We start from the raw sequence: 25,448 nt of genomic DNA on the forward strand, positions 1-25,448 counted from the left end.
GCGGAAGGCCTTGTACACTGTCGAAGAATATTTAAAAACGGCTCTGCAGTTGCTCCTTGTATCGTCAGAGCATATACAGCATGAAGGATGAAGCCCGGAATCACGGCACCGCATGAGGGAGAAAGGAATGGACAGGGAGTTGCAGATTATCGGTACGGTCAGCTCGTCGCTGAAGCGCCTTGAAGAATGCCCCAAGCAGGGCGACGAAGGTGCGCCGGAGGCGTGGGTGGAAATTAATGAAGCCTTTGTTCCCGGACTGGATTCCCTTGTGGAAGGCCAGAATGTGACGCTGCTGACATGGATGCATCAGGCGGACCGCGAGGTGCTGGCTGTGCATCCCCGTGGTGACACGGACCGCCCGAAACGCGGGGTGTTCAACACCCGTTCTCCTGCACGTCCCAATCCGGTGGGCATGCACGAGGTGCGCATTCTTGAGATCAAGCGCAATCTGCTGCGTGTGTTCCCGCTGGAAGTGATAGACGGTACGCCGGTCATCGACATCAAATCGGAATTCATCCAGCGCAGGGGCGAGCAGGATGCCCGCACCACATGGGGCGGCGGCATTCCCTCACGCGAGGCGGATATGCTGCGCGATGTGTGCCGCCGTGCATGGCAGCGCAGGCTGCTTTCCGGCTTCAACGGCAATGTTTCCATGCGGCTGGGCGAAAACTGCCTTATCACCTGCACCGGTTCGGCCAAGGGCAACCTCAAGCCGGGCGACCTTGCTCTCATGAATATTGTCACCGGTGAAGTGCTGGCAGGTGGCAAACCTTCTTCCGAGGCAGGCATGCATCTGGAAATCTACCGCAACCAGCCGCAGGCACAGGCCGTGGTGCACACGCACCCGCCCAAGCTGCTGGCGCTTGGTGTGCGTGTGCCTGTGCAGGATATGCTGCGCCTGCCCATATTCGAATCCGACCTTATCCGGGCAAAATTCACCAGCATACGCGACAATGAACCCGGAACGCAGGCTCTGGCGCGTGATGCCGGTGTCGCCGCACTCCAGCATGAAGGCATCTATCTGGAACGCCACGGGCTTGCCTGCTGGGGGCCGGACCCCGCATGGGCGCTGGCGCTGAGCGAAGAGATAGAGCATCTTGCGGGCGTGCACCTTGACGTTCTTGTCAAGGAATAGCGGCATTCCCGTTTCATGCGGCTCCGCAGCTTGCAAAATCGTAATAAACGCGGTACTCGGCCCTTCCACCCTCACGCTTGTGCGGGCGCACATTCCTGTGCCTGCAGCAACCTGCACGGTGAGATAACGCATAAGGACATTAGAGGTTATGGCAGCCAAGAATCCTGATGGTTCCCCTGATTTTGCCCCGGACTTCGCCCCTGACTTTGCCAAGGGCGGAGGACTTCTTCCCGCCATCGCACAGGACCACGCCACCGGCGAGGTGCTGATGATGGCCTACATGAACGAAGAATCCTGGAACAAGACTCTGGAAACCGGCGAAGCCCATTACTGGAGCCGCAGCCGTGGCACCCTGTGGCATAAGGGCGGGACATCAGGCCATACCCAACATATCGAGGCCGTCCGCCTTGACTGCGACAGCGATACCATTCTGCTGCTCGTGGATCAGATTGGTGGCGCGGCCTGTCACAAAGGGTACAGAAGCTGTTTTTATCGTGAACGCAAGGATGGCAACGTGTCCATCTGCTCACCCCTCGTATTCGACCCCAAGGAGGTCTATAAATAATGTCCCAGGACCAGAACAACCAGCGTCAGATCAAGCTCGGCATTCCCAAGGGTTCCCTTCAGGATTCCACCCTCAATCTCTTTGAACGCTGCGGCTGGAAGGTGCGTCAGCATCATCGCAACTATTTCCCCGAAATCAACGATCCCGAGATCACCTGCCGCCTGTGCCGCGTGCAGGAGATTCCTCATTACATTCAAGACGGCATTCTGGACGTGGGCCTCACCGGTAAGGACTGGCTGCTGGAAACCGGCGCAGACGTGCATGTGGTTTCCGACCTTGTGTACTCCAAGGTATCCAACCGTCCCGCGCGCTGGGTTCTGGCCGTGGCCGGAGATGCTCCCTACCGGAAGCCGGAAGACCTTGCGGGCAAGCGCATTGCCACGGAACTGCTCGGTGTGACCAAGAAGTATTTTGCCGATCTGGGCATTCCGGTAGAGGTGTTCTATTCGTGGGGCGCCACGGAAGCCAAGGTGGTTGAAGGGCTCGCCGACGCCATTGTGGAAGTGACCGAAACCGGCACTACCATCCGCGCCCATGGCCTGCGCATCATTGATGACGTGCTGGTGACCAACACCCAGCTTATTGCCAACAAGGCCACGTGGGAAGACCCGTGGAAGCGTAAGAAGATTCAGCAGATAGACCTGCTGCTGCAGGGCGCATTGCGCGCGGACGACCTTGTGGGACTGAAGATGAACGTACCCGGCGACAAGCAGGATGCCATTCTCTCTCTTCTGCCCTCGCTGAATTCGCCGACCGTGTCCCAGCTCAAGGATTCCCACTGGCTTGCCGTGGAAATCGTTGTGGACCGCCGCATCGTGCGCGATCTCATTCCCCAGCTGGTAGACGCCGGTGCAGAAGGCATTATCGAGTACTCGCTGAACAAGATCGTGTAGCAGCCTGCTGCGCACATCAGGATGAAACAATGAAGGGAGGCCGTTTGGCCTCCCTTTTATTTTGCGGATCAGAAGGAGATAATCTGCATTTCCAGCATCTCCTTTTTCTTTTCAAGGAGTTTGTAGGAAGCACTCTCTTTGTCTGATTCTCTTTGCTTTAGTTGGGTCTCAACAAACTTGAACTGGTCCTCCAGCTCTTCCTTGGTGAGTTTGCGGTGTTCTATGGCGGAACTAATGGCTTTGAGGCCGTTCATAAAGGAACAGGCGTTGTGGTACTGCAGAGCATCCATCATGCCGGTGTCTATGGAATATTCAGAAGTTTTCTTGTCCATGCCCTGCTGAAGGGCAGTACGCTTGCTGTTGCGGTCAAGGTCAATGGCCCGGGTTATGGCTATGGCGAGGGCGTTGTAATAAATCTCTTCGTTGAAGAGGGACCGCTCGCTGTTGGCCATGGCTGCGGTTCCGGCAAGAACCGACTTGGTGCCCTCGCCTCCCGCAAAAGTGGCGGTTCCTGCGAGAATTGTGGTGAGTGTGCCGAAGCCGACGTTAAGAGACGCTGCATTGGCAAGAATGTCGCCTTTATGTTTCTCGCAGCGCAGGTCCGAAAGCATGATGTATGACCGAAGAATCTGATTGCGGGCCTGTTTGGGGCTCAGGTTGGCGTATTTATCCTGTGTTCCTGATTTGCCTGCAACAGGGGCGGTTCCCTCTGTTCCCTGAGAGGACGCGGCAGAACCGCTGTCCTTTTGCTCTTTGGCCTCAGTGTGAGAGGCGATTGCCGCCAGCTTCGTGAACTCGTCGCTGGAAACGTCAATGAACAACTCTCCATTTTTGTTTTTGGTGAACATTGTGCCATCGGTTTTATTCATGACGTGCACGTCGTTAACGACGTACAGACCGCCGCCGCAGCCGCAAAGTAGGCTGAAGCAGAGCGGAAGTAAGGATACCTTCCACCACGATAAAGCCATGTAACTTCCCTCCAGTTAAAGGATTGCCGGATAGAAGGCCCAGTAATGGAGTAGAGCGCATGCGTCTTATGTGGCGTTCGGGAAGAGGCGGAAAAGAGGGGAATATGAGGCGAGAGATACAGAGCCGCACTGACTCTATATCTGTTTTGAAATATAGCCGATGATAATGTATGCCACGTTGGAAACTGATAAGGGAGGCCGTTTGGCCTCCCTTTTTTGAGATGTCGAATGATTCTACTCTGTCGCCGTCGGCCTGTTCCGGTCCAGCGCTGTTCTGATGGATTGCTCCAGCGTGGCGGACAGGGCCTTGCGCCCTTGCGATGGGCCGAGCGCGGCGTAATCCCGCCCAAAGACCGGATCGAGCAGTTCAAGGCGTATGGCAAAGGGAACGGGAATGATTCCGCCGCGCGGCAGGCTCTTTTCCACCCCGTGTATGCAGACCGGATAGACAGGAATGTCGGGAAACTCCATCGCAAGCTTGCCTATGCCGCCTTTGAATTCCTGCAACTCACCGGGCTTGCCGCGAGTACCTTCGGGGAACAGCACCAGCGAATAGCCTTCGCGCAGGGCCTGATGCAGCGGTTCCATGGCGTTGGCGGCGTTTTTTGCCCGCCTGTCGAGCAGCAGCATGTTGAAGAGCGCCTTGCCCGCCATTCCTCCAAGACCGTGACTGAAGTAATCACCTGCCGCCACAACCTTGACGCGGTTTATGAGGCTGAGGGGGAACAGCCGCAGAAGCATTACCGTATCAAGATGGCTGTTATGGTTGGCCACCACAATGCACTGGCTGCGGCAGGTCGACCGCACGGCCGGATACCCGAAGAGCAGCGCAATGAGACAGCGGCAGACCGCATGCAGACAAACGCGCAGCATCTTAGAAATACTGCCAGTAGATAAGGTGAAAGACGATGGGAACCGTGAAGACCAGACTGTCTATCCGGTCGATGATGCCTCCGTGTCCGGGCAGAGACGAGCCGGAATCCTTGACCCCGATATCGCGTTTGACCATGGAAAAGGCCAGATCGCCGAACAGGCCGAGCATGCCTATCATGAAGCCGACAAGAGCACTGTAGGCATACGACATCCTTCCATCCGGGAAGTCCGGCATGAGGGGAACGAACACCAGCGAGAGCAGGGCGATGAGCACGGCGGAAACAAGCCCTGCGGCCCATGTTTTCTTGGGGCTGATCTCTGCCGCGATCTTGCGCTCAAGGAACGATCTGAGTTTGCCTTTAGGCATTGCTGCAGCCTTGCGGGCCAGCCCCTTGCCCACCCAGAAGGAGAGCAGGTCACGGGCTTCCGTCAGCGCAATGCAATACATGAGCACGATGGGGCCCATGTTGATCATGAAGAGGCAGTGTCCGAAGTTGTGGACAAAGAACATGAAGCCCAGCGCGATTACTCCCATGGACTTCAGGCAGCCCTGTGTCCGGTTCTGCAATATGAACAGTATGGGGATGAGCAGAAAGACATAGACCGGAACAAGAATGATGAAGAGATTGTACCACTCTATGTAGGCCAGGAGAATGATGGTGGGAATGGCCAGATAGCTTGCGAGAATGGCGCCCCTGTCTTTGAAGGAGAGAACCTTGTCTCCCGCCTTCTCGTGCATGGGCAGCATGGAATAGTATTCGCGCAGCGCAGCAAAGGACAGGAACCCCAGAAACAGGAACGAGACAATGCGGTGGGTGGAAAGGGCCAGCATGAAAACGGCCACCATCCACCACCATGTTATGGTCCTGTCGCGGATTTCCGGCCCCATGGCCATTTCCTTGGCTTCCATGACGCGCCAGATGATGGAGAACAGCGAGAGAATACCCACCAGAACGGCCATTATCCAGAGCATCTCGGTCTGGCCCTTCATGTGCAGCAGCACAAAGGAAGCGCCAATGGCAACAAGAAGCACCAGCTTGTTGAGCAGGGTCATGCCGCTACCTGCCTATCCACGTATAGGATTCGTACTTCTTGCCTTCGGCGACCTTGAGCGTCTTTTTTATGCGCACCAGGCTCGTCATCAGCACGAAGCAGCAGACAATGCTGATGTATATGCCGCCGTATTCGATGAAACCGGGGAAGATATAGCAGAGCAGGGCGAATGCACCTATCCAGATGGCGCGGTCGGGCTTGCCGCCGAAGAAGGTCTCGTGCCGACGCACACCTCCGGGCAGGCTTTTGCCCAGCACGCCGAAGTATTCCGCCATCCAGATAAGCACGATGAATATGAATACGGGCATGTCCGGCAGCTGCGGCACGAACAGAAGCACGCCGTAGCATATGGTATCGCCGATCACGTCCAGAGCTTCGTTGCAAAGTTCACCGGCCACGCTGCCGGTCTGGTATTCTCTGGCAAGCATGCCGTCCAGCGCGTTCATTGCCATGCGCAGGACAAGGAATACCGGCGTGAACACCAGCATCCAGCGGCATGCCTCAAAGCGAAGGCCCAGAAAAAGCGACAGGGCCACAAGAAAAACGAAGACCATACCAAGTATTGTTGCCTGATTGGCCGTCATCCATGATCCACCCAGCCAGCGAACGACCTTCTGGAAATTGCCTTTTTGCAGATACAGCATGAAAATATACCGCGTTCCATGACCGCCAGCCCCCCGGCATGCGGATCATGTCACGTTTGTTACAGAGTTTGGCCAGCGTTGTTCACCATCCGTTGCCGGATTGAATATCTGCCGTATCGCAATGAGATGCTTGAAGCAAGAAATACATGAAATAGTATATTGTGGTCTGAGATCTTGCTGTAAGACTTGCAGGCCGGTGTACTATTTCTGCATGGCTGACGAAAAGGGGAGAAGGCAATTGTGCCTTCTCCCCTCATGTACTGCATGGGTTTCCGGAGCTATCCCTTGCGCCGTCTGAGCAGCAGGCCTGCAAGGCACAGGTTGGCCAGCAGGCTCAACCCCAGAATGGTGCGTTCGGCCATGGGCGGTGTTCCCGCAGACTGGGCCGCACTGTATGCGCCGTCACCGGAAGTGGCGTCACCGGATGTAAGCATGTCTTCCGTCACGGTAACGGTCATCACGCCCTTGTGGCCTGTGCCGTCCGATGCCTCCACCCGCCATTCACCCGACCTGTCCGGAACAAAGGCAAACTTGCCCTGTGCGTCCGTCCTGCCGTTCTGGAACTCAAGGTCAGGTGTGCTCTGCGGGCCGAACACCAGCACGGGAACATACGACATGGGCTCGTTGCCACTGTAGGCAAAGAACACGGTCAGGGCCTTTGATTCCGCCATGCCGTAACTCACACCATGCCCGAAGGCGGGGCTGGCGTTAATGACCATCAGGGCAATGGCAAACAACAGTCTGCGCATGGCTAGTGCGCCGCCCCGCGTACAGGGAATACCAGCGTGGCACGCATGACGTGCTGCTCGTAGTTGCCGTCCTTTTCATCCACGGCATACTGCACGCGCACCATCCACAGGCCCGGAGCGGATATGGGCAGGGCGGCTTCGCCTTCGCCATAGGGTTCGGTAAAGCAGGCATAGGTGTTGGGCAGGTCGGTGAAGCCGTCATAGGTTGCGGTTACGGCCTCCGGAGAAACGGGCTTGCCCTTGTGGAGAATGCGCACCTTGAGAATATCGCCCGGCTTCAGGGCAAGCGGGTTATTGAGCGGCACAATCTCAAGCTCGTCGCCCACCACGGTGTTCCAGCCATCGGTCTTGCCGTCCACGGCCAGCAGGGTCTTGCTGAATTTCTCGTATTTGCGCGACCATATCACCCCCGGCAGCGATGCACGGTCACCCTTGAGAATGCCCTTGGGGGTCTTGCTCCATATTTCGCCGAGCCGGTGCCCGCGAATGACGGCTGCACCGCCTCCCTTCAGGGTAACAACGCCCGTATAGGACTTGAATGCTTCATCGGCCTTCAGGGGAACCTGCTTGCCAAGGTAGCTGGCCTGCACGCTGGCGGCATCTTCCAACTCTTCACTTTTCATGAACACATGTGATGCCCCAAGGCTTATGGGCAGTTCCTGTCCGGCTGTGTAGGTGTTCCAGTATTGGGGAACAACAAGAAATTCATGTGCATAGGCGGGAAGTGCCGAGGCGAGAAGCAGAGCAAGTCCGAGCATGGTAATGGGAAAACGTTTCATCGCATCCTCCTGTGAGTTTTTGTAAGGCGACAAGTAGCACAAAATAGCAAAAGGTGTCACGCATTGTTGTTCAATCAAAGTTTCGTGAATCAGGCGGGTTATCTTTTAGTGAAAAAATATATTGATTTTGATTTTCATTTTCACTACCAATGGCCCCATGACGCTAGGGGAGGGACTGAACACACTCATGTACCAGAAAGAAGAAGAATGCATTGAACGGGCGGAGGAGTTTCTGGCCTCCGTGCTGACCGGCACGGAAGCGGAGGCCCCCTTCGGTGAGCTGCTGGACGTGGCCCGCAAGCTGCTGCGGCAATCACGCAGGCTCGTCACCATGGGCGACCGCATGCAGGCCCAGCTGAGCACGCTCAATGATGAGCTGACCCATATGGCCCGCACCGATGCCCTGACCGGACTGGATAACCGCAGATATTTCATGGATCAGGCGCGTCGCGAATTTTCCCGTTCCCGCAGGACAGGCATGCCCCTGACCCTTCTGCTGATCGATGCGGATCATTTCAAATCCGTAAACGACACCTGGGGCCACGATGTGGGCGACAAGGTTCTGCAGGAAATAGCGGATGTGCTGCGTACATCCGTACGCGCCCACGACGTTGCCGCCCGTTTCGGAGGCGAAGAGTTCGTGGTGCTTCTGCCGGAAACGGACTGCCGCGAGGCGGCCATCATCTCCGAACGGGTGCGCGCCGCCGCGGAAAACCGCCTGCTCAGGGTTGATGATTTCGCGGTGCAGGTTACGCTGTCCGTGGGGTGCACCACCGTCAGCCCATGTGAACGCAGCATGGATGTCGATGCTTTGCTCAAGCGGGCAGATGTTGCCCTGTACGCCGCCAAGAAGAACGGCCGCAACAGGGTAGAGCGTTACCCCGGTCCGGCCTGCACGCCCATCTGCTCTTCCGCCGCCAACGGCCATCCCACTCAATAGGTGCCTCATGCGAATCAGAAAACAAGAAGCTCCGCAGCGGGTGTGCTCGCTGCGCAAGGGCTGCCATGGTTCAGGCCTGCTCTCCGGCGTGCGCACGGTGAGCAAGATGCGCTGCATTCTCGTGCTGTGCCTCATCGTATGCCCCCTTGCCCTGCTCATTGCCATGGAAGGGCAGGCGCATACCGAGATGATCAATATTCTTGCAGGGTGGATAGCCCTCGGGTTCATCATGCTCATGCCGCTCTCTCACTGGTTTTCCGACCTGCTGGTGCTGCGTAACGTGCGGGAACTGAACGCCCTGTGCGAGCAGATGAAAACCGGCAACCTCACACCCTTTGCCGAGCCGCCCACCGAGCCGGAAGGGGGCGATGCGCTGCAGGCCTTGCGCTACAACATGTTCTGGATAGGGCACATCATAGACAGCCGTCAGCGAGCCCTGAACGGTGCCATGCGCAATCTGCACGCCGCGCAGGAGCAGCTTGTGCAGTCCATCGAATACGCAGGGCTCATCCAGAATGCCTTTTTGCCTTCCAAGCAGACCCTGCATGAACTGTTTGCCGATCATTTTCTCATCTGGGACCAGCGTGATGCCGTGGGCGGCGATGCCTACTGGGTAAAGCGCACGGAGCGGGGATTGTTTCTGGCCGTGGTGGATTGCACGGGGCACGGCGTACCCGGCGCGTTCATGACGCTCATTGTGCATTCGCTGTTCGAGCGGCTTGAGGTGAACGCCATGCAGGGCGACCCCGCCGCCGTGATCGGTGCCATGAACAGGTCCATCCGTCAGGCGCTGGCGCAGGACCGTGAGAACCCTCTTTCAGACGACGGCATGGACTGCGCCGTGGTCTATGTGGATGTTGCTGACGGCATGCTGCACTTTGCCGGTGCGCGCAGCTCGCTCTATGTGCGGTCCGTGCAGGGCGAGGTGCTGGAAATAAAGGGAGATCGCTGCGGGGCGGGCTATGTGCGCACGCCCGAAGATCATGTCTTTTCCAGCCAGTCGCTGCGCATTGCGCCCGGCATGCGGTTTTATTGCCTTTCCGACGGGCTTGTCGATCAGGTGGGCGGTGTGAAGCACCTGCCTTTCGGCAAGAGCCGTTTCAAAGATTTTGTCAGCCGATGCGGCGAACTGCCTTTTGACCGGCAGAAGGTTCTGCTGGAAGAGCAGTTCAAGGAATACATGGGGCGTGAGGCGCGTCGGGACGACGTGACCGTGCTCGGTTTTATGATGCATACAAGGTAGTGAAATGAATATGAACATGCTTTCCTATCATGAAACCATGAGCCGCGAGGGGGTGGTGCTGTATTACAATGGCCCCATTTCGCAGAGCGTGGTGGAAGGTGTCGGCGACATGATGCGCCGCAAGATGGTGCTTGAGGATAACGGCATGCAGCTGGCCCAGAAGGTGTTTTCCGTTCTGGTGGAACAGATGCAGAATGTCATCTGCTACGCGCAGGATATCTGTACCCCCGCAGTGTGCATGGGTACCGGCCAGATCATGGTCGGCCGCAACGGCGAGGAATTCTATGTGGCGTGCGGCAATCCCGTCAGCCGCAACCGCGAGGCCCGCATCCGCGAGCGCATAGACATTGTGAACGGCATGTCGCGCGAAGAACTCAAGGCCTACTACAAGGAACAGCGTCGCAAGGGACCGGACGAGGATTCCTGCGGGGCCGGATTGGGGTTCATTGAAATGGCCCGCAAGGCCAGCCGTCCGCTGCAATACCGTTTTGATCCCATAGACGACGAGACATCCTTCTTTGCCGTGAAGGTGCATGTATAGGAAGAGAGGCATACATGAGTTCCCTGAGACACTTCATCGTGGAGCCGACCAAGTCGTCTCCCGCCATAGATTTCAACCCGGAGACGCACAGCATGAGCCTGCGCGGGGAATCGTATCCCGAAAACTGCGCACGCTTTTATGAGCCTGTGTTCGACTGGTTGCGTGATTACCTTGCCGCCTCGCAATCCGAGCCCATGGTACTGGATATGGAGATCATCTATTTCAACAGCTCCAGCTCCAAGGCGTTCATGGACCTTTTTGATCTTCTGGACGGCGCGGCGCAGGCGGGCAAGCCCGTGAGTGTGCGCTGGCGCTATCATGAGGAAAATGAAACGGCCCTCGAATGCGGTGAGGAATTTCAAGAAGATGTGCAGCACATGGCCTTTGAGCTGGTGCCGGTGGCTGCCTGATCCATACCCGTTCCGCAGACTCTGCCGGCATATGCGGCAGGGACGATTGCATTGCGCGGGACTCTCTCGCGTTTGACAGGTCCGGCCCCGGGAATTCGGGGTGCGGGCCTGCCGTCGTGTCCGGTCGTTACGTGACCTGTTACATGGCCTGCTACATAGGTCTGTCATGTGATCTGTCAGGTTACCTGTCAGGTAGCCTGTTCTGTCGACAGATCCTGTAATCTGATCTGCGAACCGGTCCTTGTTGGATAACTGGCACCCCTAGTCCCGTGTCTTGTCCGATCCCTTGTCAGACCTTCTCGGATCGTTACCGGACGTTCGTTGAAGCTGGCCCCCTTGACCAGACCTGCTGCTCGCGGCACTGTGCTTCTGGTGCGGTGCATGGTGGCACCGCGGGTATGATTCCCCCGATAATCGCGATAACCCCAGACAGACAAGGCGACAGAACATGACTCGTATTCCTGAAAAGCTCTACGGCATCATCGGGCATCCGCTCGGTCATACCATGAGTCCCGCCCTGCATAACTGGGGGTTTGAACGGTGTGGCATTGCGGCCGCATATATGGCGTTTCCCACCCCGGCTGAAAAGCTGGCGGACTTTGTTGCGGCCTTCCGCACTCTGCCTCTTTCCGGTGCCAGCGTGACCATCCCGCACAAGGAAACGGTCATGCCCATGCTGGACGGCATTACCCCGCTGGCGCAGGCCGTGGGCGCCGTGAACACCCTCTATTGGGACAACGGCAGGCTGATGGGCGATAATACGGACATCACCGGTTTTCTCTCCCCCCTGCGGCAGCATGCGGGCAGCATAGACAGTGCGCTTGTGCTGGGCGCGGGCGGTGCGGCCAAGGCTGTGCTTGCCGGACTGCGCGAGCTGGGCGTGGCGAACGTGACCATAACCAACCGTTCGCCGGAACGGGCGGCTGCGGTGGCACAGCCCTTCGGCGCGGCTGTGGTGCCATGGGATGACCGCACGAAGGTGCAGGCCGGTCTGGTAATCAATTCCACCCCGCTGGGCATGAGCGGCGATAATGCAGACCGCACCCCGTATCCCGCAGATGCCTTTGCAGGACGCAGAGGCATTGCCTATGATCTTGTGTACAACCCGCTGCGTACCCGTTTTCTTGCAGAAGCAGACGCCTCAGGCTGGCAGACGCTGGATGGTCTGCATATGTTTGCCGCGCAGGGCAGAGAGCAGTTTCGCATCTGGACCGGTGCAGAATTGCCTCTCGAAGAAGTGCGCGACTGCATACGAAAAATACTGTCGCTGTAACGCGGGCAAGAGAAGCATCTGTATCCCCGTCCGGATATTGTATTCGGATGGGGGTTTTATTTTGTAATCTTGTGTAGTAAAGGCAGCGGCAAAACACATTGCAAGGGGCAATTATGGAATTGCAGGAAAACGACGTATTGTATGCGGGGGGCGCATCAAATGGTCAGGGCACGCCGCAGGCTGCGCCCGTGCAAGGTGGGGGATTCACCTTTAGCGGCGAAGGCAGAGACGGCTTTCGTCAATTTGTGGCATTCAAGGGCAGCGGTTGGGAGCTGTTCAAGATCTGCATTGTGAACTTTCTGCTCACAATCATTACGCTCGGCATATATCACTTCTGGGCCAAGGTGCGGGTCCGCAAATATCTGTGGTCGCACACGGTGGTGGAAGGGGAACCGCTGGAATATACCGGCACCGGCAAGGAACTGTTTTTCGGCTTCCTTATCGTTGCAGGGGTGTTCATTCTGTACATGGTGCTGCAGATGGTTCTTGAGCGCATCCACCCCGGTCTTTCCGTTCTGGCGGCGCTTCTGCTTTTGCCTTTCTGGTTTTTTGCCACTTACAGGGCTGTGCGCTACCGCCTGACCCGTACCCGCTGGCGCGGTATCCGCTTCAACCTTTCCGGCAGCGCATGGAAGTACATGTTCCTCGCGCTGGGGCAGAGCCTGCTGAACCTGATTACCCTGTCGCTGTGGTACCCCAAGTCGTGCGCGGTGCTGCGCAAGCGCATCATCGGCAACATCTGGTACGGCAACCGCAACTTCACCTTCTCCGGTAAGGCGGCTCCGCTCTATGTGTCTTATCTGGTGGCGGTGCTCGGCATAATCGGGTTTGGTGTTGCCGGTTTCATGCTGGCAGACCTGCCCACGGCCTTCCTGCAGATGAACTCCAATCCCGGACCGGAAGGATTCAAGTCCCTCGCCATCGCCATGGGTACGTTCTACGGCATGTTGATTCTGGGAGTTCTGGTGTCCCAGTGGTTCATGTGCGTGCTTATCCGGTGGGAAGTGGGCAATACCGGTTTTCCGGGTGTGCGGTTCCGCAGCTCTCTGACCTTCGGCAGATACTTCTGGGTGCAGGTGAGCAACCTGTTTCTGGTGTTACTGACGCTCGGCATCGGCACGCCCTGGGCAGCGGTGCGCAGCCTCAAGCTGTATCTGAACACGCTTGATGCGGAAGGGAGCCTTGATTACGCCCATCTTGCACAAGATGCGCAGGAAGCACCAAAGTTCGGCGAAGGGTTCCTCGAAGCGTTTGACGTGGACCTTGCCGTATAGGGGGGAGCATGACGCAGCCTGACCCTTCTTCCCGGCCTCATATTCCGGCGGCTTCCACTGAATCACCTGAACAGGGGAAGCCTGCCGGCTTTCGCTATTACGACGGGCATTCCGCCCAGCCGCATGCGGTGGATATTCGTCCGGCAGGGAGCCATCTGCAGATAGTTTCCCCGGCAGGGGCATTCATGGCCTCGTGGAGTCTGGACAGCATAGTGCTGCCGGATTTCATGAATCCGCCCTACAGCCTTATCCACCTGCAGAAAGGCGGGCAGGATACGGGCGAGCGTCTGACCGTCATGGACGGAGCTGCCCACGAAAGGCTTGCTCCGCTGTTGCTCGGCGTGCGTATCAATGCCCGGCGGACCAGCCTGAACAAGTGGCTGCGTGTCTGCGCTGCGGTGTGGCTGCTCGGGCTGCTGCTGTGGTGGGGATTTCCCTATGCCACGGACGCAGTGGTGTCGTTGGTGCCCGTGGATGCGGAGATTGCGCTTGGTGAAGATGTGCGCGATCAGGTGGGGGCGATGCTGGCCCGCAAGAACGCGGGCAAGGTGCTGCACTGCGGAAATCCTGCCGGCATGGCTGCGCTGGATGCCTTGACGGAGCGGCTCTCTCTCGTGGATGAGTCGCCGTATCCCATGTCCGTGAGCGTGATCAATTCAGGCATCGTGAATGCCTTTGCGGCCCCCGGCGGAGCCATTCTCGTTACCTCCGGTCTGCTTGAGGAAACGGAGTCTCCCGAGGAACTGGCGGGCATTCTGGCGCATGAAATGGGGCATGTGCGCGAGCGTCACGGCCTTCGCAGCATGGCGGGCGTGTACGGCCTGCAGGTGCTTGGTCTGCTTTTCTCAGGCAACAGCAAGGGCGTGTTCGGTGATACGGCGCAGGGGCTGGCCCTGTATATGACCACCTCGTCGTGGAGCCGCGATTTTGAGCGGGCTGCTGATGCCCACGCCTTCACGCTGCTCCGCAAGGCTGGATTGAATACGCAGGGGCTGTCCACTTTCTTTGAACGGCTGGAAAAGGACGCGGAGAAAGACAAGAACCTCTTCCCTGCGCTCGCCATGCTCAGCTCGCATCCGGCAACGGCTGCACGCATCGCCATGCTGCGCGAGATGGAGCAGGCGGCCGGTAAGCCTGAATATGCCCTTGTTTCCGTCATGTCCGCAGAGGACTGGAAGGCCGTGCAGAATATCTGCCAATAGCACCGGCCGGATTCCCAGTTGTTTTCTCAGTCGTTACGACTTCACATGTTTCAGCGCCTCACGCCTCGTCAGGGAGCTGAGGCGCTTTTCGTTGCGCAGCACATAGTCCGTAACCGCGGCGGGTTTTGTCTTGGCATATTCCCGCAAGGCCCAGCCTATGCCCTTGCGCAGGAAGAATTCTCCGGCCATGGGCGAAGGCGCCAGGCTGGGGTCTATACACGCCTGCATGAAGGCAAAATCCGTGGCCTGCTTGAACCTGAGCTGGCAGAGAATGGCCGTGCGCCGCTTCCACATGTTGTCGCAGGCAGCCCATTGCAGCAGCAACGGGCGCATGGTGTCCGCATCGTGGGCGAGCAGGGGGCCGAAGCTGTTTGTCATCTCATCCACATAGTCCCACCACGCTCCGGTAACGACCAGTTCTTCCAGCAGTGCCAGCAGCCGGTCATCGGCCTTGTGCAGATATCCTGCGTGCTTTTTGTGATGCAGCAGGGTCAGGGCGCAGTAGCGTTCTTCTCTGTACGTCGCGTTGCGCCACAGGTGGGCCACGGTATCCAGCAGGCAGTCGAAATCCAGCGGCAGCCGCTTGGCATAGAGCGGCTTGCATGCCTGCACGCGCAGGGGTTTTGTGCAGCCCAGAAAAGGCATTTCGGATTTCATGTACGCCTGCATGGGCGCGGCATTGTCCTCTACGGCCACAGCCCGCAGGTTCTCCCGCAGGCCGGTGACAAGGTGCATGTCTGCATTCGGTGTGTTCATGAGCTGCCTGTATGGTCCTGTAGACAAGGGCGGTGCTAGTGCTGCGGGTTGCGCATGATCCAGGGCCACATGGTTTCCAGATGCTTTCGCACGTGGTCTGCAAAGGCCTGCAGCAGGGTGGACTTGTATTTCTGGCGGTGGGTGACGGAGTAGAAGCGGCGCTTGAATTCAACGCCTTCCACCTGCACGGGAAAGAGTTCCGCGTTGGCCAGCTCGCGCTGCACACAGAAGGGCGACATGCAGCTCAGGGTGTCCGGGTTCTTGAGCACCATCTTGATGGATTCTATGTGCTCAAGCTCCAGAAACAGGTTCAGTCGCTTCTTGGCGGGGCCAAGATACTCCCACATGGTCTGGCGGGTGCCTGAGCCGGATTCGCGCAGCACCCACTTCATGTCCAGCAGTTCTTCCAGCGAATATTCGCGTGCCGAAGCGAAATCCTTGTCGGATGAAACCACCACAAGTTCTTCCGTGCACAGTTCGCGGAATTCCGCCACGCGGCATTCGTAGTCGCCTTCGATGAAGCCGAGGGCCACGCTGCCGCTTTCTATGCCCGCAATAACGTCTGCCGAGTTGCGGCTGAGCATCTCCACCTGTACTTCGGGATACAGGCAGCGGAAGTCGAAGAGCACCTGCGGCATGATGTAGTCCGCAATGGTGGAGCTTGCGGCAACAGTCAGCACGCCCGCCATGCGGTTCAGGCGGAACATGGTTTCCACTTCCTGCAACTGTTCAAGTGCGGGGCGGATGCGGTTGAGCAGCAGTCTGCCGCTCTCGTTGGGCACAAGGCGGTTGCTTATGCGGTCGAAGAGCTGTTCGCCCACGGAGTCTTCCAGCGACTTGATGGCCATGGAGACGGCGGACTGGGTGATAAAATGCTCTTCGGCCACTTTTCCGATGTGCGGATTGCGCATGAGCGAGACAAAAAGCTCGAGTTGACGTACTGTGATGTTCACTGTCGACCTCTTCAAAATTTTTGATCGACTTTTTAAATATTATAAATTTGCTTTCCAGGCTAGTCCGGATACGATGACTTCACCATCACAACGGGAAACAAGTATGCCCATTACTGCCATTTTAGGTATACATATTCCGACTAGTTGGTTTTGCGCTTCTTCCTCCTTTTTCCCCTAGAGGCCCTGCATGCCCACACCCGCAGGGCCTCACTTTTTGGCGAGTGACTAACGCCGAAAACTCCTTTGCATCAGTGCGTGCCGTACGCACAAATAAACCCGCCCGAAAGCTTGCTTCCGGGCGGGTTTGCCTTTGGGGGGAGAGGGATTATCAGGCTTTGAGCGAGCCGCGGAATTCCTCAAGGTCGGTGATGTTCATCTTCTGCAGCAGCTGTTCAAACTCCTGCACAAGGCGGAAGCTGAAATCGGGCCGCAGGAAGTTGGCGGTACCCACCTGCACGGCGTGCGCGCCCACCAGCATGAATTCCAGTACATCTTCAGCCGAGGCAATGCCGCCGATGCCGATGACGGGAATGTTCACGGCGCGGGAAACCTGCCATACGCAGCGCAGTGCCACGGGCTTGATGGCTGGGCCGGAAAGGCCGCCGATCACGTTGGCCAGCAGGGGCTTGCGGGTGCGTATGTCCACGCCCATGCCGGAAAGGGTGTTGATGCAGGAGAGCATGTCCGCGCCTGCGTCTTCCACGGCCTTGGCAATGGTGGTGATGTCCGTGACGTTGGGGCTCAGCTTGATGATGACGGGCTTGTCGCCTGCCATGCGCTTTACAGCCTCGGTCACGCGGGCGGCCTGCCTGGCGTCCTGACCGAACAGGATGCCGCCTTCCTTCACGTTGGGGCAGGAAATGTTTACTTCAATGGCGGCAATGCCCTGCTCGCGTGCCAGCACGCCGGTAAGCTCGGCAAATTCGCCGGGATCGCAGGCATAAATGTTGGCAATGACGGGCAGTTCACGCCACGGCAGCTTGGGCAGCTTTTCCGTGATGAAGGATTCGACTCCGGAATTCTGCAGGCCCACGGCATTGAGCATGCCGCAAGGCGTTTCAGCAATGCGGGGCATGGGGTTTCCGGCGCGCGGTGCGAGCGAAAGCCCCTTGACCACAATGCCGCCGAGGGTAGTCAGGTCGCCATAGGGCGCAAATTCCACACCGTAGCCGAAGGTGCCGGAAGCGGTGAGAATGGGGTTCTTGAAGCTGAAATCCGGCAGACCGGGAAGATTCAGACGCATATCCATGTACATTGCTCCCTAGTCTTCGGAAAGGTTGACCTGGTGCGCCCAGAATACGGGGCCGTGGTTGCACACCTGCGCCCTGCCAGCGGCAACACCGTTGACCTGCATGTCGTCGGAAACTTTGGTGACGCAGCCGAGGCAGGCGCCTACGCCGCAGGCCATGCGGGTTTCCAGCGAAAGCTGACAACGGGCATTGTGCTTCTGGCTGAGCTGCTGCACAGTGCGCAGGAAGGGCGTGGGGCCGCAGGCCAGCACAAGGCCGTTTTGCCCTGCAAATTCTTCGATACGCTTGTCCATGCAGTCGATGAAGGCAGCGAGGTCTTCGGGCTTCTGCTCATGATGTGCATCGCCCATGATCTTTTCGTTGATGGACTCGTAGGGGTAGCAGTTCAGCGGCATTCTGTGGCCGAACTCCATGTGCAGGTTCCACGGTCTGGGGTGGGTGTGCACGTAGCCTACGAAGGGGGCAATGCCTATGCCGCCTGCGAGCAGCAGGGTGGGGGTATCGGGTTCCATCTCGAAGCTGTTGCCGAGGGGACCCCATACGAGCACCTCATCACCGCTCTTGAGGCTGGCCATTCTGCGGGTACCGCGGCCGACAGCCTGAAAAAAGAGGACAAGGTCGCGGTTGCTGACGCGGCAGATGGAAAAGGGACGGGCCCAGAGCATGTCCAGTGCCCAGCCGCTGGGGCGGACCATGACAAACTGGCCGGGCTGCCAGCTCTTCCATGTGGGGCGTTCGAGTCTGAGGGCGAAAAAGAGGTGTTCGCCCGCAATCTGCCCGAAGGGGACGTTGTCCAGCACCTTCAGGGTAGTACATTGTTCGTTGGTCATGAGTGTTACCTTGGGATATCGGGATGCGCTCGGATGGCTTGCGCGTATGCGCATAACAATGAGCCGCAGTTGTGATCTGGCGTAGGCACAGGCCCGCAGTTGAACGTTTTTCGGATACGAAATGAAGAGGCTGCGGGGAGCAATGTCGCCAGCCATGACATAGTCCGACATTCTTCCGGTGGCAAGACTTCATTTTAGTGTTACCATATTGCAGTTGCCAGCGAGCCCATCTATGGTTATGTGCATTGCCCGCCATATGAAATGGTATTAGCTCCGGAGACCGATTTCCTTTATTTTTCTCTCGCTTCTCCAGCAACGGGCCCGGATACCGCGGCAGGCGGCAAATTTCACACGGCGAAAGGGCGAATCCCGCCCGCGTCAAAGAGGTCATATGCATAAATTTCCTGAAATTCTGGCACCCGCAGGGGATGCCAAGGCTTGCCTGTCCGCACTGGCTGCGGGTGCCGATGCGGTATATCTCGGGCTCAAGCATTTTTCCGCCCGCGCACAGGCGGGCAACTTCGCCACGGGCGAGCTCTCGCGCATTGTGGAGCTTGCACACAAGGAAGACCGCCGTATCTATGTGGCGCTGAACAGCCTGCTCAAGCCGGGCGATCCTGACGCTGCAGGGCGTCTTATTGCGCGTCTGAAGCGCGACGTGCAGCCCGATGCCCTGATCGTGCAGGATCTCGGCGCGGTGGAGATGGCCCACCAGGTGGGCTTTGAAGGTGAACTGCACCTTTCCACCCTTGCCAACGTCACGCACCCCGGTGCCCTCAAGGTGGCACAGAGCCTTGGTGTTTCGCGCGTCATTCTTCCCCGCGAACTCAATCTTGATGAAGTGCGCATGTGCAACGACGCCTGCCCCGAGGGCATGACCCTTGAGCTCTTCGTGCACGGCGCGCTCTGCTACTGCGTTTCCGGCCGCTGCTACTGGTCCAGCTACATGGGCGGCAAGTCCGGTTTGCGCGGCCGCTGTGTGCAGCCGTGCCGTCGCGTGTATCAGCAGAACAAGCGCAAGGGGCGTTTCTTCTCCTGCATGGACCTTTCTCTGGACGTGCTGGCAAAGACCCTGCTGCCTTTGGATAATCTCAAGTCGTGGAAGATTGAAGGCCGCAAGAAAGGCCCGCATTACGTGTTCTACACCACGGCTGCCTACAAGTTGCTGCGGGATAATCCTGAAGATCCTTCCGCACGCAAGCAGGCAGAGCAGTTGCTGGAGCAGGCGCTTGGCCGTCCTTCCACGCATTCCATCTTCCTGCCGCAGCGTCCTTATTCGCCCACCCAGCCCAGTGAGCAGACCAGTTCCGGCCTGCTGGCGGGCAAAGTGGTCATGGAGCCCGCTGCCAAAGCAAAGAAGGGTGAGCGCACCTACCCCAAGTATTATTTCAAGCCCCGTTTCGAGTTGCTGCAGCATGACTATCTGCGCATCGGGTACGAAGATGAGCCGTGGCACTTTACCGACCGCGTGGTGAAGCGTGTTCCCAAGGGTGGCACCTACATGCTGCGCGCCCCCGCACGCAAGGACCCCAAGTCCGGCACCCCGATTTTCCTCATCGACCGCCGCGAGCCCGAGCTTGTGCGTCTGCTGGATGAGTGGGAAGCGCGCCTGAAGCGCTGCAAGGGCCGCAAGGGTGAAGCTGTTGAATTTACGCCGGAATACCCCAAGGCAGGCAAGCGTCTGCCGGTGGTGAACGTGATTCTGCGTCCCGGCCTGCCCCATGGCAAGGAAGGCAAGGCAGGCAAGTTCACGGCCAACGTGAACGGTCTCTGGCTTGGCCCCAAAACCCTGCAGACCGTGGGCCGCACCCTGTTCTCGCGCATGTCGTGGTGGCTGCCGCCGGTTATCTGGCCCAACGAAGAACAGGCATGGCAGCGCATGGTGCATCAGGCCCTGCGTAACGGTGCACGGCATTTCGTGCTCGGTTCGCCGTGGCAGGTGTCCCTGTTTGAAGATGCCAAGGCCGACCTTGTGGCCGGTCCCTTCTGCAACCCCGCAAACCCTGCGGCCATTGCTGCCCTGAAGGAACTTGGCTTCCGCGGTGCCATTATCTCGCCGGAAATGTCTTCCGAAGATGTGCTGGCGTTGCCCAAGGAAAGCTGCCTGCCGCTCGGCATTGTGCTTTCCGGCTTCTGGCCCATGGGTATATCCCGCCTGCCACACGACGGCGTAAAGCTTAACGAGCCGTTCTCCTCGCCCAAGGGCGAAGTGTTCTGGATGCGCAAGTACGGCCAGAACACGTGGATTTACCCCGGCTGGCCGCTGGATATCGAATCCAAGCGCGATCAGCTTCTCGCGGCAGGGTACACCATGTTCGTGAAGATGCTGGAAATGCCTCCGCAGGACGTGCCGGAAGCCAAGCGTACATCTCCCTTCAACTGGGATCTGCCGCTGCTGTAAGGCATGCTGCTGTGGAAAATACAAACCCCGGTCACCAATGTGGCCGGGGTTTTTTATGAAGTACAATGGATGTATGTGGTAGCGATTAGTTGCACTATGAATAATCTTGCAAGAAATAGTTCTGTACGCTAGACAGTCGCTGCGCTGGGGGGCGCGGTGTTTATAGGAAGGTGCGGTGCGGAATGAGGGGGCGATATCTGCTGCCAAATGCCTTTGGGGGGTAATTTGCAAATTACAAGGGAACAACATGAGAAAGTTGTATGAGACACTCAGTCAGGCAATTGCATTTGCAATGAGTTTTTGGTTTTTCCGTACGGCGTGGCTCTTAAAGGGGGAGGCATCATCAAGAAAGGGCCGTATGTTTGATGTGCTGTTCCATAATGAATTGTTGAGTCTGGCAGTGCTTGCTGCCGGATGCGCATGGTTCCTGTATTGCGGTTTCAAGAAATCCAAAACTGAAGAGACAGGTATTCAGGGTGGAGGAGCGGTTGTGCCGTCTTTCATTATCGCCAATTACATGGCCCCCTTTGTTTTCACGATTTTCCATCCCTACTGGGGAGTGGATGATCAGATGTTCTCGTTGATCATGCGTGGATATATCTGTGCATCCATTGTCGTGGCAGGAGCGTACATGCTCTTCTCCAAGGAGTTTGGCGGGGCGCTGTACGTATGGATGAAGAATAATGCCAAATCACGGGCCAGAAGGATGCTGGGTTTGCTTGTCGCTTCGGTGAGCACGGTTGCATTATTCTTCTTTTCCGTGGTGCGCGAAGTGCCCTATGATAAGCTGGCAAAAGAATTGCCGTTTCTGTACCTGATTCTGTCAGTTATGTTTTTCGGTTTGTGCTCCGGTCTTCGCTATTGGGGCATGGAACGCGCGGAAGCCCGCAGTGGTGTTTCCGCCCAATAGAACTGCAGACTGCGGCGGAGGGGGCTTAGCCGCTGTTGCTTATAGAAAAAGAAAGGCCGGGCAGCGTATGCTGTCCGGCCTCATTATTGCCTTGGTTAAAGCCTGTCCGTCAGTTAGCGGGCAATGAGCACCGGCAGCTTGGATAGGTGGAGCACTCGGTGGGTTACACTGCCGAGTACCATGCCCTCAAAATCACTCAGCCCGCGCGAACCCATGACGATAAGGTCGCACTTCTCGCGTTCCGCCACGGCGCATATGGTATCGCCGGGTTCTCCGGCTTCAATGATTTCGGAATACTTCACACCTTTATCTTCCAGAACCTTGCGGTAGGGTTCCAGCAGGGATTTGCCTTCCCGCACCAGTTCAGAGAGCAGTTCTTCGCGCGCCAGTCCACCGATCAGGTTGGGAATTTTGCCCATGGCAAAGAGCAGAATGATCTCGGCACCCATGGCAGTCGCCATGCCCATGGCTTTGCGTTTGGCGAGCTGGGAATGCGTGGAGCCGTCCACCGGCACAAGTATCTTTTTGAATTCCATGATGAGCACCTCCGTTTGATATTGTTGAGGGGTTTGCTCGAATGTTCCCGGAGGTTGCCTCACATGGAGGCAGCGGCATTTCATCCGGGGAGGGGTACTCTAAGAATAACAACGATGGAGGGATGATACAATGGGCGGTGGAAACAAATCATCATTCATAGCGCCTTCAGCCGTTGGGTAACGGCTGAAGGTCCGGAGGCTATACCCTGCGGGGAACGCATCAAACTACATGCGGAGGGAGAAGTGCGGCGCATTCCGCCATTCCATTCTTCTCCCCCCTGCCTAGCTCCCTGCATCAACCTACATCAGCGAGGGCAGATAGGTCGCCAGCTGCGGGAACATCAGCAGCAGCGCACAACAGACAAGGTAGGCACCGATGAAGTAGCCGACGCCCTTGAACACCTTTTCGATAGGCACATCCGTTGCGGCGGATGCCACCACAAAGGCGGTAACCCCCACCGGCGGGGTGATGGCACCCATGGTGGTCACCACGGTAATGAGCACGCTGAACCAGATGGGATCGTAGTTCATGGCCTGCACCACCGGAAAGAAGATGGGAATGGTCACCAGCAGCAGGGCAAGGGCGTCCATGATCATGCCGCCTATGGCGTATATGCCGCAGATAAGCAGAATGATGATCAGGGGCGGCAGCGAAAGGCTGGTGATCCAGTCTGCAGCCACAAAGGGCAGCTGCGTTATGGCGAGGAACTTGCCGTAGATCACCGCGCCCAGCAGAATCACCATGATCATGGAGGAAATGCGCAGGGTGTCACTTACGGAACTAATGAACTTGCGCACGCTCATGTGGCCGGTGGCAATGCTGATCATCAGGGCAATGGCCGCGCCTGCGGCACCTGCCTCTGTGGGGGTGAAGAAGCCGAAGAACAGCCCGCCCATGACAAGGGCGAACAGAATGACGATTTCAATGGACCCCGGCAGGGAGGCAAAGCGTTCCTTCCAGCCCGTCTTGGGACCGGTGGGACCCCATTCGGGATGCCGCCTGCACAGCCACATGATAGTGCCCACAAACAGGCCCATGAGCAGCAGACCGGGGATGAGGCCGCCCATGAAGAGCTTGCCGATGGATTCGCCCGTCTGCAGGCCGATGACGATGAGCACCACACTGGGGGGAATGAGCACGCCCAGCGTCGCGCCCGCAGCCACGGTGCCGGTGGAAAGAATGGAATTGTAGCCGTATTTGCGCATCTCCGGCAGGGCCACGGTGGACATGGTGGCCGCGGTTGCGGTGTTGGAACCGCAGATGGCCGAAAAGCCCGCACAGGCCAGCACGGTGGCAATGGCTATGCCGCCCTCGATATGACCGAACCATGCGTACACGGCCTTGTAAAGGCGCTCGTTCACGCCGGAGTAAAAGCAGATCTGGCCCATGAGGATGAAGAAGGGAATAACCGTAAGGCCGTAGCTGGAGAACACGCTCCACACCTCGCCGCCGAGCATGCTGAGTGCCGGTTCCGGCCCGACCACGATGCCGTATCCGGCAAGGCCGATAACCGCCATGGCAAAGCCCACGGGTATGCGGGAAATGAGAATGGCCCCGAGAAGAACAAGAACGGAAAGAAGCCCTGCGTATACCGGTTCCATGGCTATACCTCCTCCGCAAGCAGCACAGTTTTGAGGAAGGAGATGAACAGCACAAAGCCCATGGCAAAGCAGCCCACGCACACGGCCCAGACAAAGGGGTGGTAGATGATCTGCAGGGTCTCGGAAAGCTCGCCCAGCTCCACGATGAAGGCGGCGAGCTTTTCCAGCTCCAGCCCCGCGTGGATGAAGAATGCGGCAGAGGCCAGATGCACGGCCGCATCAAGGGCCAGACGCACGGGGCGCTTGAACCGTGCGATGAAGAACGCCACGAAGATATGGCTGCGCGACTGCTGAGCATAGGCCAGTGAAAAGGCGGCGACCACCGCGCCCATGAAGCCCATGAGCTCGAAGGTCCCCTTGAGCGGATAGCCGATGGCTCTGCCCACCATGTTCCAGCAGGCCAGCAGCATCATGGCTGTCAGGGTTATTCCGGCGAATACGGCCAGCACAAAGGAAATGTGCGCGCCTACCTTGTCCAGAAATAGCAGCGAGGAGTGCCTCATCAGGTTCATCCGCTCCGTGCGGGAAAAGGCTGGCCGGGCCATGGCCCTTTCCTGGTAAAAAAAGGGTCCGCCCCGTGGAACAGCAGTTCCTGACAGGGCGGACGAAATGTATTTCAGTTAACGTTACCGGTCGTACTTGGCCTTCAGGGCGGCCACATCGTCCAGCACAGCCTGCGTGTCCACGCCTGCCTTGGTGGCGGTCTCTTTCCAGCTGTCGAAGAGCGGAGCGGTCAGCCTGGCAATCTCGGCCTGCACTGCGGCATCAAAGCTGTATACTTCGACCTGATAGGTGGCTTTTGACCACTCAAGCGATTCCTTCACGTGGTTGTCCATGTACTGTCCCGTCCACTGGGCCTGTTCGGCGGAAAGGTCGTCCAGCACCTTCTTCACGTCGTCGGGCAGGCTGTCCCACTTCTTCTTGTTCATGATGACGGCGAAGGGGTAGACGGAAAGGTTGGCCACGGTTTCATACTTGCACATCTCGGCGAACTTCATGTCCTTGAGCACGTCGAAGGAGGTCAGCAGCCCCTGAATGATGCCTTTCTGCACGGCTTCCGGCACTTCGGGCATGGGCATGGAAACCGGCACCGCGCCGAGCTTTTCCAGCACGGCGGAAAGGGAGCCTGCACCGCGCAGTTCAACGCCCTTCAGGTCGTCGAGGGTGCGGATGGGCTTTTTGGCCATGAACTGCGAAGGGGCGGAGCTGAACATGGTCAGCACCTTGAATTTGGACAACTCGGCAGGCTGATGCTTGGCATACAGATCCCACAGCGCGCGGGAGGCACCTTCTGCTGAGGTGAAGCCCTGCGGCAGCTCCATGACACTCATCAGCGGGAACACACCGGGGTGGTAGGCAAGGCTGATGCAGCCAATGTCTGCCTGTCCGGTCATCACGCCGCGCATCATGTTCTTGGCATCCAGCAGGGTGGAGCCGGGGTAGGTGGTGACAGTTACGGCACCGTTGGTGCGGGCTGCAACTTCCTTGACCCAGCGTTCCATTTGTACACAGGGAAAAGTGGGGGCGGGGGGAAAGTTCGCATACTTCAGATTGATGCCGGAAGCGCTGGCTCCGGTAACCGCGAAGGCCATAACCGTGAGAATCATGGAAAGGGCCGCAATGCCCGTGCGCAGTGCTTTCATTGCAAACTCCCGCTTGCTGGAAAAA

The 25,448-nt window shown here is 57.9% G+C and carries 26 protein-coding genes; 12 read left to right on the forward strand and 14 right to left on the reverse strand.

The window, feature by feature from the left end; genetic code table 11:
• Positions 1–127: 127 nt before the first annotated feature.
• The 3 genes from tsaA (at position 128) to hisG (ending at position 2,593) form a co-directional block, all read left to right on the forward strand.
• Positions 128–1,135 carry a tRNA (N6-threonylcarbamoyladenosine(37)-N6)-methyltransferase TrmO gene (gene tsaA / locus HUV30_RS14965; RefSeq protein WP_174406932.1) on the forward strand — a complete coding sequence of 336 codons (1,008 nt, stop codon included), beginning with the start codon at positions 128–130 and terminating at the stop codon, positions 1,133–1,135.
• Positions 1,136–1,283: 148 nt separating this feature from the next.
• On the forward strand, positions 1,284–1,700 hold the full coding sequence (hisI, locus tag HUV30_RS14970) for a phosphoribosyl-AMP cyclohydrolase (protein ID WP_174406312.1): 417 nt from the start codon (positions 1,284–1,286) through the stop codon (positions 1,698–1,700).
• Entirely contained in the window at positions 1,700–2,593 is an 894-nt protein-coding gene (hisG, locus tag HUV30_RS14975; protein WP_174406313.1) for an ATP phosphoribosyltransferase, read from the forward strand. Before hisI ends, hisG begins: the two co-directional genes overlap by 1 nt.
• Positions 2,594–2,661: 68 nt before the next feature.
• Here hisG and HUV30_RS14980 read toward each other — a convergent pair whose 3' ends face one another.
• From HUV30_RS14980 to HUV30_RS15005, 6 genes are all read right to left on the reverse strand, one after another.
• Complete coding sequence (locus HUV30_RS14980; protein ID WP_174406314.1) at positions 2,662–3,441, reverse strand: hypothetical protein; 780 nt, start codon at positions 3,439–3,441, stop codon at positions 2,662–2,664.
• A 354-nt stretch (positions 3,442–3,795) separates the two neighbouring features.
• Positions 3,796–4,434 carry a lysophospholipid acyltransferase family protein gene (locus tag HUV30_RS14985; protein WP_174406315.1) on the reverse strand — a complete coding sequence of 213 codons (639 nt, stop codon included), beginning with the start codon at positions 4,432–4,434 and terminating at the stop codon, positions 3,796–3,798.
• Between the two features lies 1 nt (position 4,435).
• The gene (locus HUV30_RS14990) at positions 4,436–5,488 is read right to left on the reverse strand and encodes a phosphatidate cytidylyltransferase (protein ID WP_174406316.1); all 1,053 of its coding nucleotides are present in this window, start codon (positions 5,486–5,488) and stop codon (positions 4,436–4,438) included.
• A 4-nt stretch (positions 5,489–5,492) separates the two neighbouring features.
• Positions 5,493–6,131, reverse strand: a complete 639-nt coding sequence (locus tag HUV30_RS14995) for a CDP-alcohol phosphatidyltransferase family protein (protein WP_174406317.1) — start codon at positions 6,129–6,131, stop codon at positions 5,493–5,495.
• A 278-nt stretch (positions 6,132–6,409) separates the two neighbouring features.
• Positions 6,410–6,880: a hypothetical protein gene (locus HUV30_RS15000; RefSeq protein WP_174406318.1), complete on the reverse strand. Its 471-nt coding sequence runs from the start codon at positions 6,878–6,880 to the stop codon at positions 6,410–6,412.
• A 2-nt stretch (positions 6,881–6,882) separates the two neighbouring features.
• A complete protein-coding gene (locus tag HUV30_RS15005; RefSeq protein ID WP_174406319.1) occupies positions 6,883–7,659 on the reverse strand; it encodes a DUF4198 domain-containing protein in 777 nt (258 codons plus the stop codon).
• 187 nt (positions 7,660–7,846) lie between these two features.
• Between HUV30_RS15005 and HUV30_RS15010 the strand changes: the two genes are divergently transcribed.
• The 7 genes from HUV30_RS15010 (at position 7,847) to HUV30_RS15040 (ending at position 14,542) form a co-directional block, all read left to right on the forward strand.
• Positions 7,847–8,599, forward strand: a complete 753-nt coding sequence (locus tag HUV30_RS15010) for a GGDEF domain-containing protein (RefSeq protein ID WP_174406320.1) — start codon at positions 7,847–7,849, stop codon at positions 8,597–8,599.
• A gap of 7 nt (positions 8,600–8,606) precedes the next feature.
• Complete coding sequence (locus tag HUV30_RS15015) at positions 8,607–9,842, forward strand: SpoIIE family protein phosphatase (protein WP_174406321.1); 1,236 nt, start codon at positions 8,607–8,609, stop codon at positions 9,840–9,842.
• Positions 9,843–9,846: 4 nt separating this feature from the next.
• Entirely contained in the window at positions 9,847–10,383 is a 537-nt protein-coding gene (locus HUV30_RS15020) for a SiaB family protein kinase (protein WP_174406322.1), read from the forward strand.
• A 14-nt stretch (positions 10,384–10,397) separates the two neighbouring features.
• Positions 10,398–10,793 carry a DUF1987 domain-containing protein gene (locus HUV30_RS15025; RefSeq protein ID WP_174406323.1) on the forward strand — a complete coding sequence of 132 codons (396 nt, stop codon included), beginning with the start codon at positions 10,398–10,400 and terminating at the stop codon, positions 10,791–10,793.
• Between the two features lie 448 nt (positions 10,794–11,241).
• Positions 11,242–12,066 (forward strand): shikimate dehydrogenase, encoded by an 825-nt coding sequence (aroE, locus tag HUV30_RS15030; RefSeq protein ID WP_174406324.1) that lies wholly within the window; start codon positions 11,242–11,244, stop codon positions 12,064–12,066.
• 113 nt (positions 12,067–12,179) lie between these two features.
• Positions 12,180–13,340: a YjgN family protein gene (locus HUV30_RS15035; protein ID WP_174406325.1), complete on the forward strand. Its 1,161-nt coding sequence runs from the start codon at positions 12,180–12,182 to the stop codon at positions 13,338–13,340.
• A gap of 8 nt (positions 13,341–13,348) precedes the next feature.
• Positions 13,349–14,542 (forward strand): M48 family metallopeptidase, encoded by a 1,194-nt coding sequence (locus HUV30_RS15040; protein WP_174406326.1) that lies wholly within the window; start codon positions 13,349–13,351, stop codon positions 14,540–14,542.
• 33 nt (positions 14,543–14,575) lie between these two features.
• Here the strand turns inward: HUV30_RS15040 and HUV30_RS15045 are convergent, their stop codons facing one another.
• The 4 genes from HUV30_RS15045 to HUV30_RS15060 form a co-directional block, all read right to left on the reverse strand.
• The gene (locus HUV30_RS15045; RefSeq protein WP_174406327.1) at positions 14,576–15,298 is read right to left on the reverse strand and encodes a DNA alkylation repair protein; all 723 of its coding nucleotides are present in this window, start codon (positions 15,296–15,298) and stop codon (positions 14,576–14,578) included.
• A gap of 35 nt (positions 15,299–15,333) precedes the next feature.
• A complete protein-coding gene (locus tag HUV30_RS15050; RefSeq protein ID WP_174406328.1) occupies positions 15,334–16,251 on the reverse strand; it encodes a LysR substrate-binding domain-containing protein in 918 nt (305 codons plus the stop codon).
• A 328-nt stretch (positions 16,252–16,579) separates the two neighbouring features.
• Positions 16,580–17,500, reverse strand: a complete 921-nt coding sequence (locus HUV30_RS15055; protein ID WP_174406329.1) for a dihydroorotate dehydrogenase — start codon at positions 17,498–17,500, stop codon at positions 16,580–16,582.
• 12 nt (positions 17,501–17,512) lie between these two features.
• Positions 17,513–18,331, reverse strand: coding sequence for an iron-sulfur cluster-binding protein (locus tag HUV30_RS15060; protein ID WP_174406933.1), 819 nt, complete (start codon positions 18,329–18,331; stop codon positions 17,513–17,515).
• Positions 18,332–18,722: 391 nt separating this feature from the next.
• Here HUV30_RS15060 and HUV30_RS15065 point away from each other — a divergent pair, with 391 nt between their 5' ends.
• Positions 18,723–20,732 (forward strand): peptidase U32 family protein, encoded by a 2,010-nt coding sequence (locus tag HUV30_RS15065; protein WP_174406330.1) that lies wholly within the window; start codon positions 18,723–18,725, stop codon positions 20,730–20,732.
• A gap of 247 nt (positions 20,733–20,979) precedes the next feature.
• Positions 20,980–21,642 carry a hypothetical protein gene (locus HUV30_RS15070; RefSeq protein ID WP_174406331.1) on the forward strand — a complete coding sequence of 221 codons (663 nt, stop codon included), beginning with the start codon at positions 20,980–20,982 and terminating at the stop codon, positions 21,640–21,642.
• Between the two features lie 113 nt (positions 21,643–21,755).
• On the opposite strand, the gene HUV30_RS15075 is transcribed toward HUV30_RS15070, so the two are convergent.
• From HUV30_RS15075 to HUV30_RS15090, 4 genes are all read right to left on the reverse strand, one after another.
• Positions 21,756–22,178 (reverse strand): universal stress protein, encoded by a 423-nt coding sequence (locus tag HUV30_RS15075; RefSeq protein WP_174406332.1) that lies wholly within the window; start codon positions 22,176–22,178, stop codon positions 21,756–21,758.
• A 300-nt stretch (positions 22,179–22,478) separates the two neighbouring features.
• Positions 22,479–23,780: a TRAP transporter large permease gene (locus HUV30_RS15080; RefSeq protein ID WP_174406333.1), complete on the reverse strand. Its 1,302-nt coding sequence runs from the start codon at positions 23,778–23,780 to the stop codon at positions 22,479–22,481.
• 2 nt (positions 23,781–23,782) lie between these two features.
• Positions 23,783–24,325, reverse strand: a complete 543-nt coding sequence (locus HUV30_RS15085; RefSeq protein WP_243452211.1) for a TRAP transporter small permease — start codon at positions 24,323–24,325, stop codon at positions 23,783–23,785.
• Positions 24,326–24,406: 81 nt separating this feature from the next.
• Complete coding sequence (locus HUV30_RS15090; protein ID WP_174406334.1) at positions 24,407–25,423, reverse strand: TRAP transporter substrate-binding protein; 1,017 nt, start codon at positions 25,421–25,423, stop codon at positions 24,407–24,409.
• Between the last annotated feature and the right edge of the window lie 25 nt (positions 25,424–25,448).

Origin of the sequence: Desulfovibrio subterraneus (assembly GCF_013340285.1) — a bacterium.
Classification (GTDB): Bacteria; Desulfobacterota; Desulfovibrionia; order Desulfovibrionales; family Desulfovibrionaceae; genus Halodesulfovibrio; species Halodesulfovibrio subterraneus.